The 16,548-nt window shown below is 48.6% G+C and carries 16 protein-coding genes; 13 read left to right on the plus strand and 3 right to left on the minus strand.

Translation table 11 applies throughout. The features are described 5' to 3' along the window. Nucleotides 1-7: 7 nt before the first annotated feature. Entirely contained in the window at nt 8-823 is an 816-nt protein-coding gene (locus KNP98_RS08460) for a MetQ/NlpA family ABC transporter substrate-binding protein (RefSeq protein ID WP_214811104.1), read from the plus strand. A 158-nt stretch (nt 824-981) separates the two neighbouring features. On the opposite strand, the gene KNP98_RS08465 is transcribed toward KNP98_RS08460, so the two are convergent. Beyond that, entirely contained in the window at nt 982-1,926 is a 945-nt protein-coding gene (locus KNP98_RS08465; RefSeq protein ID WP_214811107.1) for a DUF2268 domain-containing putative Zn-dependent protease, read from the minus strand. Between the two features lie 150 nt (nt 1,927-2,076). Here KNP98_RS08465 and KNP98_RS08470 point away from each other — a divergent pair, with 150 nt between their 5' ends. The 3 genes from KNP98_RS08470 to KNP98_RS08480 all read left to right on the plus strand — a co-directional run bounded on the left by KNP98_RS08470 (nt 2,077) and on the right by KNP98_RS08480 (nt 4,035). After that, entirely contained in the window at nt 2,077-2,817 is a 741-nt protein-coding gene (locus tag KNP98_RS08470) for a hypothetical protein (RefSeq protein WP_214811109.1), read from the plus strand. A 17-nt stretch (nt 2,818-2,834) separates the two neighbouring features. Further along, the gene (locus KNP98_RS08475; protein ID WP_214811110.1) at nt 2,835-3,542 is read left to right on the plus strand and encodes an AAA family ATPase; all 708 of its coding nucleotides are present in this window, start codon (nt 2,835-2,837) and stop codon (nt 3,540-3,542) included. Between the two features lie 172 nt (nt 3,543-3,714). Then, the gene (locus KNP98_RS08480) at nt 3,715-4,035 is read left to right on the plus strand and encodes an antibiotic biosynthesis monooxygenase (RefSeq protein WP_214767482.1); all 321 of its coding nucleotides are present in this window, start codon (nt 3,715-3,717) and stop codon (nt 4,033-4,035) included. 42 nt (nt 4,036-4,077) lie between these two features. Here KNP98_RS08480 and KNP98_RS08485 read toward each other — a convergent pair whose 3' ends face one another. Together KNP98_RS08485 and KNP98_RS08490 are read right to left on the minus strand one after the other, a co-directional pair. Further along, nucleotides 4,078-5,076 carry a FecCD family ABC transporter permease gene (locus tag KNP98_RS08485; protein ID WP_088836816.1) on the minus strand — a complete coding sequence of 333 codons (999 nt, stop codon included), beginning with the start codon at nt 5,074-5,076 and terminating at the stop codon, nt 4,078-4,080. Beyond that, entirely contained in the window at nt 5,076-6,083 is a 1,008-nt protein-coding gene (locus KNP98_RS08490) for a FecCD family ABC transporter permease (RefSeq protein ID WP_214811111.1), read from the minus strand. Before KNP98_RS08490 ends, KNP98_RS08485 begins: the two co-directional genes overlap by 1 nt. A gap of 104 nt (nt 6,084-6,187) precedes the next feature. Between KNP98_RS08490 and KNP98_RS08495 the strand changes: the two genes are divergently transcribed. The 9 genes from KNP98_RS08495 (at nt 6,188) to KNP98_RS08535 (ending at nt 16,525) form a co-directional block, all read left to right on the plus strand. After that, entirely contained in the window at nt 6,188-7,672 is a 1,485-nt protein-coding gene (locus KNP98_RS08495; RefSeq protein WP_214811112.1) for a helix-turn-helix domain-containing protein, read from the plus strand. An 87-nt stretch (nt 7,673-7,759) separates the two neighbouring features. Then, nucleotides 7,760-8,677: an ABC transporter substrate-binding protein gene (locus KNP98_RS08500; protein WP_214811113.1), complete on the plus strand. Its 918-nt coding sequence runs from the start codon at nt 7,760-7,762 to the stop codon at nt 8,675-8,677. Between the two features lie 94 nt (nt 8,678-8,771). Continuing rightward, nucleotides 8,772-10,499: an IucA/IucC family protein gene (locus KNP98_RS08505; RefSeq protein WP_214811115.1), complete on the plus strand. Its 1,728-nt coding sequence runs from the start codon at nt 8,772-8,774 to the stop codon at nt 10,497-10,499. Next, a complete protein-coding gene (locus tag KNP98_RS08510; RefSeq protein ID WP_214811117.1) occupies nt 10,456-12,105 on the plus strand; it encodes an IucA/IucC family protein in 1,650 nt (549 codons plus the stop codon). Before KNP98_RS08505 ends, KNP98_RS08510 begins: the two co-directional genes overlap by 44 nt. Further along, on the plus strand, nt 12,092-13,300 hold the full coding sequence (locus KNP98_RS08515) for an AMP-binding protein (RefSeq protein ID WP_214769665.1): 1,209 nt from the start codon (nt 12,092-12,094) through the stop codon (nt 13,298-13,300). Before KNP98_RS08510 ends, KNP98_RS08515 begins: the two co-directional genes overlap by 14 nt. Next, nucleotides 13,297-13,551: a phosphopantetheine-binding protein gene (locus tag KNP98_RS08520; RefSeq protein WP_214767498.1), complete on the plus strand. Its 255-nt coding sequence runs from the start codon at nt 13,297-13,299 to the stop codon at nt 13,549-13,551. Before KNP98_RS08515 ends, KNP98_RS08520 begins: the two co-directional genes overlap by 4 nt. Further along, nucleotides 13,551-14,549, plus strand: coding sequence for a DUF6005 family protein (locus tag KNP98_RS08525; RefSeq protein ID WP_214811119.1), 999 nt, complete (start codon nt 13,551-13,553; stop codon nt 14,547-14,549). The genes KNP98_RS08520 and KNP98_RS08525 overlap by 1 nt, the downstream gene beginning before the upstream one ends. Next, entirely contained in the window at nt 14,497-15,324 is an 828-nt protein-coding gene (locus tag KNP98_RS08530) for a sugar phosphate isomerase/epimerase family protein (protein WP_214767503.1), read from the plus strand. Before KNP98_RS08525 ends, KNP98_RS08530 begins: the two co-directional genes overlap by 53 nt. A 94-nt stretch (nt 15,325-15,418) precedes the next feature. After that, the gene (locus KNP98_RS08535; RefSeq protein WP_088836825.1) at nt 15,419-16,525 is read left to right on the plus strand and encodes a glycerol dehydrogenase; all 1,107 of its coding nucleotides are present in this window, start codon (nt 15,419-15,421) and stop codon (nt 16,523-16,525) included. The last annotated feature ends 23 nt before the right edge of the window (nt 16,526-16,548 follow it).

The raw sequence follows: 16,548 nt of genomic DNA on the forward strand, positions 1-16,548 counted from the left end.
AAATGAAATGAAAAAACTGATGATGATGTTGACAATAGTTGTCCTGGCCTTAGCAGGTTGCGGAAATAGTGATGACAGCGATACCGGTTCTACGGAAGAGACAAAAACCTTGAAGGTCGCGTCACTGATTAAACCGATGACGGAAATTCTTGATCTCGTGAAACCACAGTTAAAAGAAGAAGGGATTAACCTGGAAGTCGTCGTTCTGAGCGATAACGTTCAGCCAAACAGTGCGCTGGCAGCGAAAGAGGTCGATGCAAACTTCTTCCAACACGTTCCGTATATGGAGGAATTCAATCGGAATAACGATGCGAACCTCGTTCCGATCGAACCAATCTATTTTGCCAATTACGGTGTCTACTCGAAAGAATATAAATCAATCGATCAACTACCGAAGGGGGCCGTCATCGCGATGGCGAACGACGTCTCGAACATCGACCGTTCGCTGTCGTTACTCGCCCAGCATGACGCGATTAAATTGAAAAAGAAGACAGGATCTTACTATACGATGAAGGACGTCGTTGAGAATAAACAAGATTACAAGTTCAAGGAAGTGGACTTATTGATGCTCGCGCGTCTTTATGATGATGCTGACGCGGTCGTCATGACACCGGCTTATGCAGCACCGCTCGGTCTGACGCCGAAACAGGATGCACTCGTCACGGAAGGCATCGAGAATGACTTTGCGATTACCCTCGTTGCCCGGAAGGACAATCAGGATGCGAAAGCGATTCAGAAGCTTGCGAAAGCGATGACGAGTCCGGAAGTCAAAAAGTTCTTAGAAGAAAATTATGATGAAACGGCGATACCGGCTTTCAACTGATACTCAAACAAAAGTGACTTGTCGACAATCGCTAGAACTCAGTTTAAAAAATCACCCGCTTCACACGTCTGCTCGGCGTCGTGTAAAGCGGGTGATTTTTTTAAACGATTGTTGATTAAAGCAAAGTGGACGGTCTCCCTGATCAACTCAAAACCGCTTCATTGTGCCGTCAATTGTTTTGCATAACCGCTTTGCTCTAAAATATCGCCTGTCGGTAGATGCGTCCATTTTTCAACGGAAGTGTCGGGATTTCTCTGAATGAAGTCGGTCATAATCGTATTTCCGATTGCATAATTCGACCAACCGGGGATCTGCAAATCAGAATTGCCGTTCTGTAAGTCTGAGAATTTGGCGTGATACGAATTTATTTCATGCAGAACATGCTTAAAGGAATGGTCGAGCAGCGGTTCTGTCCAAGGTGGATTGACATCTGGATAAAGACCTTTCGCAAATAAGTCCGCTTTTCCTTCCGAAATGATATTATCGGCAATCGATGAAATTCCAAGCTTTTCGAGTAAAACGGTGTGATGGTATTCATGGGCAACTGTATAGGCAAGCATCGATTGATCGACATCACGATCGATGTAAAGCACTAACAGGTTTTTGGCGAGTGCAATTCCTGTCACACCACCCATCCGTTTGTTATTCACGGGATTATCTGAATTAATTGGAGCGACTAGTATGACTAAATCGTTTTGGCGGGGTAACTGTTTCAATGCTTGTTGTAACGATTGTTTAATTTGTTGCTGTATCTCGGTTTGATGCTGCTGTAAGTAGGTGACATTTTCTTTTAAGTGTTTGAGATTGTTCATCGGTCGGTCGAGCGGATTATAGACGCCAAGCTGTTCCGAAACCTGCTCCTGCTCACGGATACGATCGTTTTCTTTTAAAACGTATTTTTCGAACAGCGCTCCATTTTCAGTCGGAACTTTCAGTGCTGCATCGACATATGACTGATAGGCATCATACAGTGGGATGATCTTAATTGTTTTATCATCTTGCGTGAAGGTAATACCCGTCGGCTTGGTTTTTTGTGCTTGCGGTTCCTCGGAGCACCCGGCGAGTAAGCTGGCCAAGGCGGCACTCACGATCAATCGTTTCATTCCGATCACATCCTTTCTTTTGGACTGTGGGAGAACGTTCGAAGAAACCATTTTTTTGAAACATTTCTTCTTTTGTTAGCGTATAGTAAGATAATGTAAGAGTCAAATTGATTATGGATTTTATTGGATTACACACTAGGAGGGAACCGTGTGCGGAAAAGTTATGAATTCTTTTTGCTTTACAACAAAGAAATGTTCTTCAATAAGTTTGCTTACCTCTATACGCTCGCCGTACCCCTCGTCATCATTCTCCTCAATCACTTCGACTGGTTCAAGGATTCCCCGACGTGGACGGTCTTTCAGTCGGCGATGATCCAATTCTTTGCAATCATGATTGTGTTGACTGCAATCAATGGAATTGGCATATCATTACTCAACCAACGGGAGAGCGGCTTTTTGAAGATGTATACGTTTTTGTCCGGGCAAAAATTCCCGGTCATCTTCGGGCGTCTCATGTCGCAATGGTTTTTCCTCACGTTGAACATGTTCGCTGCCAGCCTGATGATGGCGGTTTTGTTTCATCAACCGTTGCTGAAGACTATGCTGATGACCGGATTGCTTGCGCTCATCATCCCGTTACCGGTCTTTGCCTGTAGCCTGCTGATTGCAGCACTCCCATTGAAGCCGGAGACGATGACACCGCTCGGGACGATTTTAATTTTTGCCGTCTTCATTTTCATCGATGTATTTGAACTGACGGATAATCGATTGCTTGCGTATTTTTCATTCCTGAATCCGGCGAATTTAATCTTGAATGAAGCCCGCTTCCTGACAGGCAGTGTCAGTGACGGGATGATGGGCTTGTCGATTCTGACAGGTATCATGGTTTATTTAGTAGTCGGCTACGTTGCCTATCAGCGGTTGTCGATCACGTCAAAAACAAATCGTTAACGGAAGGGGACGGACGGATGCAACTCGGGAAGATTGATTACAGTTATGATGAAAAACGGATGATTTTAGATAAAGCGGATCTTGAGCTCGATCCGGAACGGTTGAACGTCGTGATTGGTTTAAACGGTTCAGGTAAATCGACGTTGTTTGACGTCGTCGCCGGGGCGCTCCCGGCTGACGGATTTCAACCACCGTTTGAACGGGCGGAGATTCTTTATCAATTGCAGCAGGCACCGCTTCCGCCGATGCTGAAAGGAAAAGATTTGGTCCGGTTGATTTTGAAAAGTGACCGGACGGAGCCGTTCCGTACGTTATGGGATACATATGTCGCCTCGTTACGCGAACAGGAGCGAAGCCGGTTAGAGCGTCTGCAAGACTTACGGCTCGGTCAGATGTCAGCCGGTGAAAAACGGTGGCTGGTCATCCGGACGGTCTGTCATCTCGATCGCAGGCTCTACATCTTTGACGAGCCGACGGTCGGGCTTGACCCGGAGTCACGGCGTTTCGTCGTCGAGGCGATCGGTGCGTTACTCGACCGTCAAAAAATCGTATTATTGTCGACGCACATACTGCATGAAGTCGCCCACCTGCCGTGCAAGATGCATTTTCTCCATCACGGAAAAATCGTCTACAGCGGTTCCTATCATGCCTTCGTCGCGCGTTATGAGACCGATAATCCAGACATCGCGTTTGAGCGTTTCTTGTCGGAGCAACCAACCGCCTAAACTAACCTGTTCAAGATGCATTCGAACGCGAGTGTATCTTTTTTTTGCGTTGAATTACTCGAATTTCAAAAAAATGAAATAAATTTTAGTACGGGATTGACAAATTTAAGGAGTATAATGCTATATTGATAATGAAAATGAGATTCATTATCAATTGAGGAGAGTGAGACATATGTTTATCCAACTGAAAACCATTCGTGTTGAGCACGGCTACGCGGAGACAATGATTGAACGATTTGCAGGAGAAGGCATCATCGAACAGCAGCCAGGATTTGTTGATTTGAGCGTTTTGAAAAAAAAGCGGACACGCGGCGATGAGGAAGTCGTGATTTTAATCCGCTGGGAATCCGAAAAGGACTGGAAAGCCTGGGAAACAAGCGATGTCCATCTCGCAGGTCATCGGGAGCGCCGTGGTCAGCCGGCACCGTCCTATATACTCGATAGCAGTCAAGTATATTATGAGATGCTCGGTCAAAAAACGAAAAGTGTGTAACATGTGACCGATTCGTTAAAGCCTTGACGAATCGGTCACACTTCATTTACGAAAAAGCAATACGATAAAGTACGGTGCACCGAGAACGGCGATGACGATCCCGACCGGAATATCGGCCGGGGCCAACAGATTTTTTCCGATTAAATCAGCTAACAATACGAGCAGACTACCGACAAGCGCGGCAACCGGAATCAGACTGTAATGGTTCGGACCGACGAGTCGTCTCGCGATATGAGGGGCGAGCAGACCGATAAATGAAATCCCTCCGCCAGCCGCCACGCAGGCTCCAGCAAGAGCCGCAGCCACGAACAGAATACGTTTACGGGTACGTTCAACCTGAAGTCCTAAGGTTTGTGGCAGTGAACCGCTCAATTGCAATAAGTTCAACGAACGGCTCTGCATAAATGCGAGTGGGATGAAAAGGACGATCCAGGGCGTAAGCATGAAGACGGACGACCAATCTGCCTGCCAGATGCTTCCGGTCAGCCAGACGGTTGCTTGCTGGAAATCTCTTGGATCCATCTTCAACTGAAAAATGATTAAAAGGGCACCGCATAAAGCATTGATTCCGACGCCGACCAACAACAGGCGGGCAGGCTGTAGTGAAGTCGCTCCTGCCAGCCGATAAATCGTCCAGGCGACGAGTATTGCACCGAAAAAAGCGACGAATGGCAAAAGCGGGAGCTGATGTAAAGCGGAGCGAAAATAAAACAGGGTCATGACGACAAACAGCCCGGCCCCTGCATTAATCCCGAGAATACCCGGGTCGGCCAAAGCATTGCGTGACATGCCCTGAAGCAGTGTCCCGGAAACAGCAAGACCTGATCCGATCAAGAGAGCCAGCAGCATCCGGGGCAGTCGCAGGTCAATCAAGACTAACCGTTCTGCATCCGTTCCTTGCCCGATTATGGTCCGGCTGATTGAACTGAACGAAACGGGAAGAATGCCGGTTGAGAGGCTGTATAAAAATGTAACGATAAGAAGAACACATAAGCTAAGAAACGTAAAACGTGATTTTTGAAAAGCGCTCCACATATCCATCAGATCGCCAACTCCTTCCGTCGTGCAAGGTAAAGAAAATAAGGAACCCCGATTACGGCCGTAATGGCTCCAAGTGGTGTTTCAAACGGGGGATTGACCATTCGTGCGAGTAAATCGGAGACAATGAGAAGTGTCATCCCGAATAATGCACTGACCGGCAGGAGAAGATAATAATTCGTTCCGACAAGAAAACGACTGATATGTGGAATGACAAGACCGACGAAACCTATGACACCAGCGATGGATACGGCACTCCCGGCAAGCAGGACGATACTGCAAAATCCGAGAACCCGGACTTTCGTTAACGACGATCCAAGACCTGCCGCGACCTCTTCTCCAAGCGAGAGAACGGTCATGCTTCTCGCGATATGTAAGGAAATCGCCGTACCGATTAAGACGATGGGAAGAAGAACATGGACATGTTCCCACTTAGAGCCGGATAACCCGCCAGCATACCAGAAACTTAAATCTTGGGCAACTTGATGGAACAAAGTGATGCCTGTTGAAAGCGCACCGAACAATGCACTGAGTGCGGCTCCGGCGACGGTCAACGTGACAGGTGAAAAACGGCCACGTGCAAAAACCGTAATTAGAACGATGAGCCCTGTACCAAGGGCTGCACCGCCAAAAGAGAACATCAGCGAACTGAAGAAGGAATGGGCAGAAACAAAAGCCAGGGAAATCGCGACCCCAAGACCAGCCCCGTGGGTAATGCCGAGCAGGGACGGGTCGGCCAATGCGTTACGGGTCAATCCCTGCATCATCGTTCCTGACAAAGCCAGGGCAATTCCGACAAGTCCTGCGCAGATTAAACGCGGCAGGCGGACTTCTTGAATCAATTGGTGCTGCAGGTTATTGGCATCAAACGAATGGAACGATGCGAGGACTGTATCCGAAGAAACCGGAAAAGCTCCGTAAAAGAGTGATAATCCGCTACATAAGAAAAACAGAAAAAGCGTAATCAAAAGAACGATAGCTGTAGGGTGAGGGCGTGCAGATGCATCCATAATCGTCTCTCCTTTTTAAATGAGAATTATATTCATTATCAACGCGATTAAACTTACATCGAATAGCAAATTTTTGTCAAATGTTTTTTTAGGGAGCAAACACTATGGAAGTGAATTTAAAGCCATTAATCATCCAAAAATACTGGTTGCTGGAAGGGGACCGGCAACCGGTCAATTCGGGCATCATCATTGTTGTTGTCGGCAAGGTGTTTTTATATGACGGCCGCCAACGGCTACAACCGGGTGAAAGCGCCTGGGTCGATCAAACGCAGGAGGTACTGGCAGCTACGAAAGAGAGCAGTCTTGTTTATCATCTTGCCGTAACTGGAGACCGTTGCCCACTTTACCGGCAGGATCCAGAACAACTTCACGCACAGTTGCGAAGAATGAGTACGAGTCCGACGACCGTCAAGGGGATGCTACGCCAACAGCGTCTCGTTTATGAGTTGCTTGAGACATTAAGCCACGAACAGGAAAAACATGTATTCGAACAAGTGACGAAAGAATGGCTAGAACAACTAGGCGATAACCGTCCCGTCAACGAACTGGCAGTGGAGCTCGGGATGTCTGTACCGACATTTAATCGGCTGTTTAAGGAGCGATATGCCGAAACACCTAAAGCGTACTTAAATCAACTCCGCATTCGAACGGCGAAAGAGTGGATGCTGACGTCGCCGGACATGACGTTGGCACAAATCGCTCAAAAGGTTGGTTTGCAAGATGAATTTTATTTTAGCCGTTTATTCAAAAAGCGGACAGGTTCGTCTCCCACCCATTTTTTGAAGCGTGCTTCACCCCGCATCGGTATCGCCAGCCGTCTTTTATTGCAGGACCACTTGCTGGCGCTTGGTCTGCAACCGATTCTTGCACCAAGTTATCCGACGGAATACGGTGCGAGTGGCCTACCTGTATTTTTAACCGATTTGGAAGGTACCCAGTTTTATGACGCCAATCGCCCCGCACCGCGGGAAGTGTTTGAATCGATGCAACTGGATTTGATCATCAAGACACCAGATCTCGATAAACAGCATGATGTCAGCTGGTCGCCGCCAGAACACGTCCTCGAATTGCCCCGCCAGACGTGTTGGAGCGAGTATCTGCGTCTGCTGGCAATCGCAACAGATCGGGAAGAGCGCCTGGAACCGATTATGGAAGAGGTCGACCGGTTGGAACAAACCGTTCGGGAACGGATAGCGTGGCACCGGACGGGGACGTGGGCGGTAGTTTGGGTTCGCCCGGACGAGGTGCGGCTTTATGGAACGGGTCAGCATACGATGCTTGATTTTTTGTTTCACGATGTAGGGATGACAAGTGCGACCGGTTTACCGAAGACGGTTTACCAATCTGTCACATTATCAGAACTGAAAATAATTGAACCGGACAATCTATTGATTTTATGGAGCCAACAGACGGATATCGAACGGATTCAACATGATGCCGCCTGGCAAACGCTCAAAGCAGTCAGCACGCATCGCGTCTTTTGTCCGGACAGTGTTGACTGGGATCCATGGGGACCGCTCGGACGGATTCATATGTTACGCCAATTCCTGATTTACATCGAACAGGACAAACGATTGATTTGTCCATGAAAGTTGACGGGTTCGTCCATGTCGTTTTTAAGTGATAATGATTATCATTACTAATGAAGAACGAGTTTGAGAGGAGAAAAGAAAATAATGAAAAAAATCATAGGGGTAACATCAGTCCTTGCGACATGTGCAGTTTTAGCTGCATGTGGAGGGGAAGTAAGCGAACAGCCGGCTAAGCAGACAACAGCCGTCCATACGGTCGAACATATTTTCGGGAAAACAGAAGTTCCGGATAATCCGAAGAAGGTCGTCGTCTTATCGCACGTCTCATGGGAAGGCTCACTTGTTTCAGTCGGCGTTAAACCGTATGCGGTCATGGCGTATGACAATGAGTTTCCGCCCCACTTGACGGAAGAACTGCAAGGAACGAAAGCCTTACCATATGCCGACGAAATTAATCCGGAAGAAATCGTTAAGCTCAATCCGGACTTACTGATCATCAGCGACCGTTACAAACCACTTTACGATAAACTGGCAAAAACGATTCCGACTGTCGCAGTCGAAGTCGGCGGGGACTGGAAAGAAGATCATTTGAAAGTTGCGGAAGCTGTCAACAAAAAAGCGGAAGGGCAGGCAGTCATCGATGACTTGTCGGAAGAAGCGAAGAGTATCGGACAACGCATCAAGGACAGTGTCAAAGACGAAACGTTTATGGCCGTATCGGTCAATAAAAAAGATATTCGTGTTTACGGTCTGACAAATCATGCGACAAACTCATTGTTGTTTGACGATATCGGATTAACACCGACGAAAGGTTTACCAAAAGATTTCGGGGAGAACATTTCCATCGAAGGGTTGGCGAAATACAATCCGGACCATATCATCGATCTGTCCTACTTCAGCAGCGGTCCTTACTACGATGAAGTAACAAACGGAAAGGTCTGGAAAGGATTAACGGCAGTAAAAAAAGATCAAGTTCATCAGCTATCAACGACATGGGGCTTCTGGGACCCGATTGAACGTGAAAAAGGGTTAAAAGAGCTGGAAGACGTCTTACTGAAATAATCAATTACAGAGCAGGAAGAGGAACGGGGAAACCCGTTTTTCTCTTTTCTTACAATGAGAATCGTTATCAATTGATGGAAGGATAGTGGCAGTCATGACAACACGACAAGAACGTATCGATGAGATTGCAACCCGGGCAACGCTCCAGGCATTTGCGAATAGTTATCTCCGTGAAGTCAAAACAGTTGATTGGTTCATTCCGAAAGAGGAGGAGAGAGAGAAGTGCGGTAAGAGTGGTTGCCGAATTGATGTGACAACAGTCTATATCCTCGAAATCCGTCATCGTTCACGCATTGGACGACATGAAATCGGGCGGATTTATCGCCAGACTCCGAGCGGATGGGTGGAAGAAGCACCTCTTGTCTTCATCATAGCGTGTTGCCAACATCTTCAACGGCTTGTACCGGGATTAACGGATTTACTATACCGGGTCCTCGATAGCCATCGGGTGATGTGTCAAGTCATCACACATCAGTTGGACGAGACGACGCGAGCTCAGACATTCCTTGAACATGAACAGACAGTTCGGTTCGGACATTGGTTTCACCCGACGCCGAAAAGTCGGGTAGGAATGCATGACTGGGAACAAATCGCATATGCTCCAGAATTTAAAAACGGTTTCCAACTCGATTATTTTGCCGTCGATCGGACTTTACTGATTGAGGAAAGTGCGACGGATCGGCTGATCAGTGAGCAGATGTGCAAGCAACTCGAATCAACGGTAAAACTTTCAGCTGGAGAAGCGCTTCTGCCGGCACACCCTCTGCAAACTCAGTTTTTGTTGACGCAAACGACTGTTAAAGCATTAGTGGCACAGGGACGGATTCGCCACCTCGGGCAGCTCGGTCCACTGTATTATGCGACATCTTCAATCCGGACGGTTTTACATACCGACGGCCTGCACATGTTGAAGTTTTCGATTCCCGTCCAGGTAACGAATTCACGACGAGTCAACAAACGACATGAACTAACGGCAGGGATAGTCATGAAACGTCTCGCCGGGCATTTGACGATGCCCCGAGGATTTTCAATTACGCATGATCCGGCATACGCCACACTTTGGACGGATACGGAAGAATCCGGTTTTGAAGTGATTTACCGGGAAGCACAAGCCGACGCGGTCAATGTCGCTGCACTCGTCCAGGAACCGCTGGAAAATGAACCTTCCGTTTTGATGTCGCTCGTCCTCGAAGCGAAACAAGCGGATCAGTCATTGGAAGAAGCTGCATGGGACTGGTTTGCAACGTATATTGAACTGACACTCGGGGCGTTGCTCGAGTTGTACGACAACTACGGCATCGCGCTTGAGGCACACCAACAAAACAGCCTGATTACTGTTGAACAGGGACGGCCTATCCGTTATCAGTTCCGCGATAACCAAGGGTATTATCTCGCCCTGTCCTGCGAAGAGAAATTATTGTCTTTGGAACCATCATTGGATCAGGCACGAGAACTGTTTTATGACGAGTCGACGATTGAGGAACGGTTAACGTATTACATGGTCTGGAACCATTTGGGCGGACTGCTTCACCGTTTTGACCGAGACGGACTCTTACGGGAACAGGACATGCTCGATTGGCTCGGAACTTGGCTTGATCAACGACAGCAAACATTGTCGGGTCCGGCTCAAGACTGGATTCACTATGTCCGCTCACGTCAGACGCTACCGTACAAGGCGAACTTGCTGACACGTCTGCATGCACTCGACGAGCTGGAAGTCAGCGGGGAGCGGGTCATCTTTATTGAAATCGCTAATCCATTACAACGGGAGGTCCCTCATGAGGCAAACGAGCGAACAACGTGTCTGCAAACAACTTCTTGAAGCACTTTTATTCGAACGGATCGAGCCGTTCAGTGAACATCCGCGACAAGACGGCAATGCGACGTTTCGATTCATCCGTCCCCCGTATGAACTGACGATTAACGGGAGGCGTGGGGCATTTGACCGGATTTGGCTCGAACTTTCTACAGGTGTGCTGACCAAAAACAATCAAGTTCAACCGATGACACTGGCGCAAATCATCGCGTGTTTTCAAATTAAGAATTCGCTCCGGCAAGAGCTCGAGCAAACGGTCGCGCTTGATGAGAGCTGTCCCGTCCCCATCGTTGCACGAACGCAAATGACATACAGTGCTTTAGAGCAGGCGTTAATCGAAGGACATCCGTATCATCCATGCTTCAAGTCCCGCATCGGATTTTCGCGCGCCGATCATTGGCGATATGGACCGGAGTCGGGACAGCGGTTTCGTTTACGGTTCGTCGCACTTCCGGCTACTACTGTCCACATGACACAAATGAATGGCGTGATGGAACAGGCATTCGGTCAAGCGACCCTTGAGTGCTTAAATGCACTTCTAATCCGCGCAACAAATGATTCCGCCGATTATCAAATTGTTCCGGTCCACCCGTGGCAATGGAGATGCGTCGGGATGGATGTCCTCGAGTCGGGCGGCATTGACCTTGGAGAAAGCGGTCCCCTGTTTCAAGCGACTCAATCAATCCGGACTGTTTTCCAACCAGGCGTACCGGATGCTCCGCATATTAAGCTCCCGCTTGATCTCATCCAGACGTCGGCGAGACGGACGTTTGACGTCCCGAGCATTGTTGCGGCACCGGTGTTATCCGATTGGCTGATCAGAAGAGCGGAAAAGCTTCCCGTAACGTTGCTCCGCGAATTCGCCAGTCAGGTCGTCGAGACGAAGGACGGAAAATTATCAGGCCGCATCGGCTGTCTCTATCGCGACAATGTCCTGACGAATGTCACAGCTGAGGAAACAGTCATCCCTTTTACGGCGCTTGCCCTCAACGAAGCGAACGGGGGACTGTTTCTTGACCCGTGGTTCAAGAAATACGGGATGGAACAGTGGGTAAAACAGTTTCTGACCGTTTATTTACAACCGGTCTTCCGTCTCGTCGCCGAAGAAGGGCTTGCTCTCGAAGCACATGCCCAAAATAGTTTACTCGTGTTAAAAGACGGCTGGCCAACGCGACTAATTTTGCGGGATTTTCATGATAGCGTCGAATATGTCGGGAAATTTGTCCGGCATCCGGAGGAGATACCTGATTTTAAGACCATCCATCCCGCTTTTAATTCGCCGGTCGGAACATATTACGAAATGAAAGACGTCGAGGCATTACGCGAGCTCGTCAGCGATACGGTATTTGTATTTCATTTGACGGAATTATCGCATCAGTTGGAGGACAAGTACGGCTTGAAAGAAACAACATTTTTCAAATGGGCTGCCGCGGTACTCGACCGACTCGAGCTGTCGCCGGATCGCTTTGCCGCCTTAGGATTCGGCGAAGCGACCATGTACACGGAGTCCCTCTTCGCGCGTAAATTCGAGACAGGGCAGTGCCGGCATCTTGTTTGCAATACATTATATACAAGGACGCAGAAGGGAAGCGAAACGCATGTTATACATTGAAGAGACGCTTTATACTGAACAAATGCTGACAGATCATCCCGTTTGCCAGTTAAGTTGGCTCGCTGACCCCGGGACTACAGTTGTTGCAGTTTGTACTAAAGACACGGCAGCCTGGATTGCCTTTTGTTTACTTATGAAAAGAACACAAGGAACGGTCGTACCACTTCATCCGGACTTACCGGAAGCCGGTGCACGCGATATGGCGGAACGAGCAGGGTGTGACTTTTTAATTTATGGTGATTTTCAACAACCGGTTCGATTGACGCAGGCAAAACCTCGTCCGGGAGGTCTGATTCAATTCAGCTCCGGTACGACCGGAGAGGCGAAAGTGATTCACCGGACATGGTTGTCGATTGAACAAGAAGTGACAGCATACAATCAATGTTTTCCGTTACCGCATGGAACAGGAACGATTGTCGCCTGTCCGACATCACATTCATTCGGCTTGATTTGCGGTGTCATGGCGACGCTATATCGGGGGGCAGTACCCGTCATTCTCGAACATACGGCACCGCGACATGTATTGCGTGTCTGTCGGGCACATCCGGATGCGATTTTGTATGCGGGACCGGGGCTTGTCTATCTGCTCAGTCAATTTAAGCAGCGGCTATTTGCAGTGATGATTTCCGGTATGACGTTGCCGAATAGTTGGTTTGAAGCGATTCAGGACGTGACCGATCATCTTTTACAGCAATACGGATGCTCAGAAACCGGTTGCATCGCATTACACCCTGATCCGAAAACAGCGCAGGCGATTGGCTATCCGTTACCACATCTTCAAACGGAGGCTGGAACTATAAATCAACCGGCTGAATTGCTAGTCGAATCAGATGGAACCTGGACGGGTACGAAGGATTTGGTCGGAGCGTCGGAAAACGGCGAATTGTTCTTCTTCAGCCGGTTGGACGAAATGATAAATGTATCTGGTCTATCCGTTTATCCAGCAGATGTTGAAGATGTATTACTACGTCGCGCCGACGTCAACGAAGCCGTCGTCTTCAAGAAAAGTGATCGTCTGCAAGGCGAACGAGTCTGTGTCCAGATCGTCAGTTCGGCGACCGAGGAGACATTACGCTCGTTTTGCCATGCGCATCTTGCTCCACATCAATGTCCGACTGACTGGACGTTTGTTACGGAAATAAAAAAACTGCCGAACGGAAAAATCAGTCGAATCCGACTGGGGGTGACGTCATGAGTTCCTTCCTCGACCAGCAGACATTTCATCAAATCGTCGAGGCGCAACTCGATGTCATCTTACCGATGGAAGTGACGGGACAGGAGCGGCTTCGCGATGAACTGCAACTGGATTCGATGCGATTGTTGCAGTTGCTCGTTCATCTGGAGCTTGAATACGGTCTCGTTCTAGCCGACGAGCAACTCGGACAGCTTCCACAGATGACGGTTGAAATGTTCTTAGCTGCGCTAACAAAAAAGGAGGTGCTTTGATGATAAAAGTTCACTGTCTCGTCAGTTGTGTCTGTGAAACAATCAAGCGGTCGCAAGCAGATCATCGTCCGTATTATTTCGGGATTTGGGACGCCGACTTTGGCTTGACGTCCGATTTTGTTTTATCGCATCATGCCCCGGAGATTAATCATGAAGCGATGCTCGAGTGGTACCGGTTACTGTACGGGATCACAGTCCATCAGTGGTATGACCGGACCCTGTCACGGGCTACGAATATCATGAACCTCGAACGACTCATGAAAACGAAACGACCGGAACAATCGATTATCGTCATGCTGGATCTCGCGCAGTTACCGGAGCGGGAAAACAAGTTTCACCATGACGTATTTCCACATTATGTGATGCTTGAACCAACGGATGACGAAGAGACATGGCGGATGATGGACCCGGATTTTAGATATGAAGGTGAAATGGATCGCGTACGGATCATCCAGGCAATCGATCAGCCGACTGTCGCCGGAGGGTTCTGGTTTGACGGGAGTCACGTCAAACTTCCGGATCGGGAAACGGTCGCAGCTTACTTCATGAGTGGTCTCAAGCGGCACCACCCGTTGACGGAAGCAGTCGGAAAAATTGTCTCGCATCATAAGAAAACACCAAATCGCTTACCTTCTGCGCTAAAACAACTTCCGGTCATCGCGATCCGTAAATATGCCTATGAACATGCTTTTGCTTATTTTTATGAACAGTTAGGTCTCGATTTAGGCTCTTCCGATTTCGACGGGTGGTGTGATCGAATCGAACGACTCGTCAATCAATATACTGTCATCCAGCACCGAACAATTAAATACAGTATGACGTGCGATCCAGCTGTTTTGACTGAGATTCAAGCGTTGCTCGCAGATCAGGCGATCTTAGAAGATACGATCAAACAACAGCTCATCGGATTATTTAACGAATACTGCCGGAAAGAAGGGGAAACAGATGAAAATTGCACTGTGTACCATCAGCTATCGCCATCATCTCCGCTCGTTTGACGACTTATTATCCTACGCATTGGCGGAGCAGTTTGATGCGTTAGATGTTTGGGGGGTTCATGCGAAGCATTTACAGGACGATGAAATATTGCGTTTACGCGAGCATGCTATAGAGGTCAGTATGCTGAGTCATTATCTATCGTTTGACGCACCATTATCGGTGTTGCTTGAACAGACGAAAGCGTTATCCCGTTTAGGACAACGAATCGGAACAAGGCGTATTCGGATTTTTGCGGGCAACAAGTCAAGTCAGCAGTTGACCGAACCGGAACGGGTCCGGCTCGTCTATCAGTTGCAGGGCGTTTGTAAGGTTCTAGATCAAAGCAAGCAACTGCTGTTAATTGAAATTCATCCAAATACGGCAGCGGACACGATTGAATCGACGGAACGGTTAGTACGCGAAGTGAACCATCCGGCTTGCCGGCTGAACTTTGATGTGTTGCATGTCGTCGAATCAGGTGCTGATCCGGTCACTGCTTACCGTCGTCTTGAACCAGTCATCGAACATCTTCACTTGAAGTCGATTGCCCGGACGGATCAATTCGAAGTCTTTAATCCGGCAAACGTATATGCGGCAGGTGGAACACGTGACGGTATGGTACCGCTGTTTGATGGAATCATTGATTACGAAAGATTTTTCGAAGAACTGAAGCAAGCGTTAACATTGAAAACGGCCAGTCTTGAATGGTTCGGTGATAGTCCGGATGAACAATTAAAAACAGATTGTCGTAAAGTACGCGATGTATTAGAAAAATCACAACTGCAGTTCATGTAATGGTCATACAGATCAGCGTTTAAGAAGCGGCGCGAACAGGGAAACACTATTGTGTACGTCATTGTTTCGTGTTTTCTCGGAAAGGATGTTGATTATGTCAGAACGTGTCTTCATCAGCCCAAGCAAGTACGTCCAAGGAAAAAACGTCATCGACCGGCTCGGTACATACGTGAGCCCGTTCGGAGATAAAGCTCTGTTGATCGCAGACGATGTCGTCTTTAAAATCGTCGGGCAACGGATTCATGACTCCTTTGAAACAGAAAAAATTGGTATCGAACAAGTCGACTTTAGTGGGGAAGCATCGCGCCATGAAGTCGAACGGATCACGAAGCAGGCGAAAGAAGCGGACGTCCGCTTTGTCGTCGGGGTCGGCGGCGGGAAGACGCTGGATACGGCGAAAGCCGTCTCGGACGAACTGACGGTGCCTGTCGTCATCGTGCCGACGATTGCTTCGACCGATGCACCGACGAGCGCGTTATCAGTCATTTATTCAGACGCCGGGATTTTTGAGAGCTATCGCTTCTATAAAAAGAATCCCGATCTTGTCCTCGTCGATACGAAGCTGATCTCGGAAGCACCGGCGCGATTCTTCGCGTCCGGGATTGCCGACGCGCTCGCGACCTGGGTCGAGGTCAGAAGTGTCATCGCATTCGGCGGGAAGACAATGGCCGGTGGTCGGCCGACGATTGCGGCGGAAGCGATCGCGAAACGCTGTGAGGAAGTGTTGTTCGAACATGGTCGACTCGCGTATGAGTCGGTTCAAGCAAAAGTCGTTACGCCGGCTCTTGAAGCAGTCGTCGAAGCGAATACGTTACTGAGTGGACTTGGTTTCGAAAGTGGGGGACTAGCCGCGGCACACGCGATTCATAACGGCTTCACGGCGCTTGACGGTGACATCCACCACTTGACGCACGGGGAAAAAGTTGCATTCGGGACGCTCGTCCAGCTGGCGCTTGAGCAACACAGTCAAGAAGAAATCGAGCGGTATATCGCATTTTATATGGATCTCGGGTTACCGGTCACGCTCGAAGACGTCAAACTCAAAGATGCCTCGCGCGACGACATCTTGAAAGTCGGGGAAGCGGCGACGGCAGATGGTGAGACAATCCATGATGGATTCGATGTGACGGCGGAAGAAGTGGCTGATGCGATCATCGCCGCGGACCGTTACTCGAAAGCCTATCAAGCAAAATTAAAATGAGTCAGAAAACAAACACCCCCGAC

Source organism: Exiguobacterium sp. s127, from assembly GCF_018618695.1.
Classification (GTDB): domain Bacteria; phylum Bacillota; class Bacilli; order Exiguobacteriales; family Exiguobacteriaceae; genus Exiguobacterium_A; species Exiguobacterium_A oxidotolerans.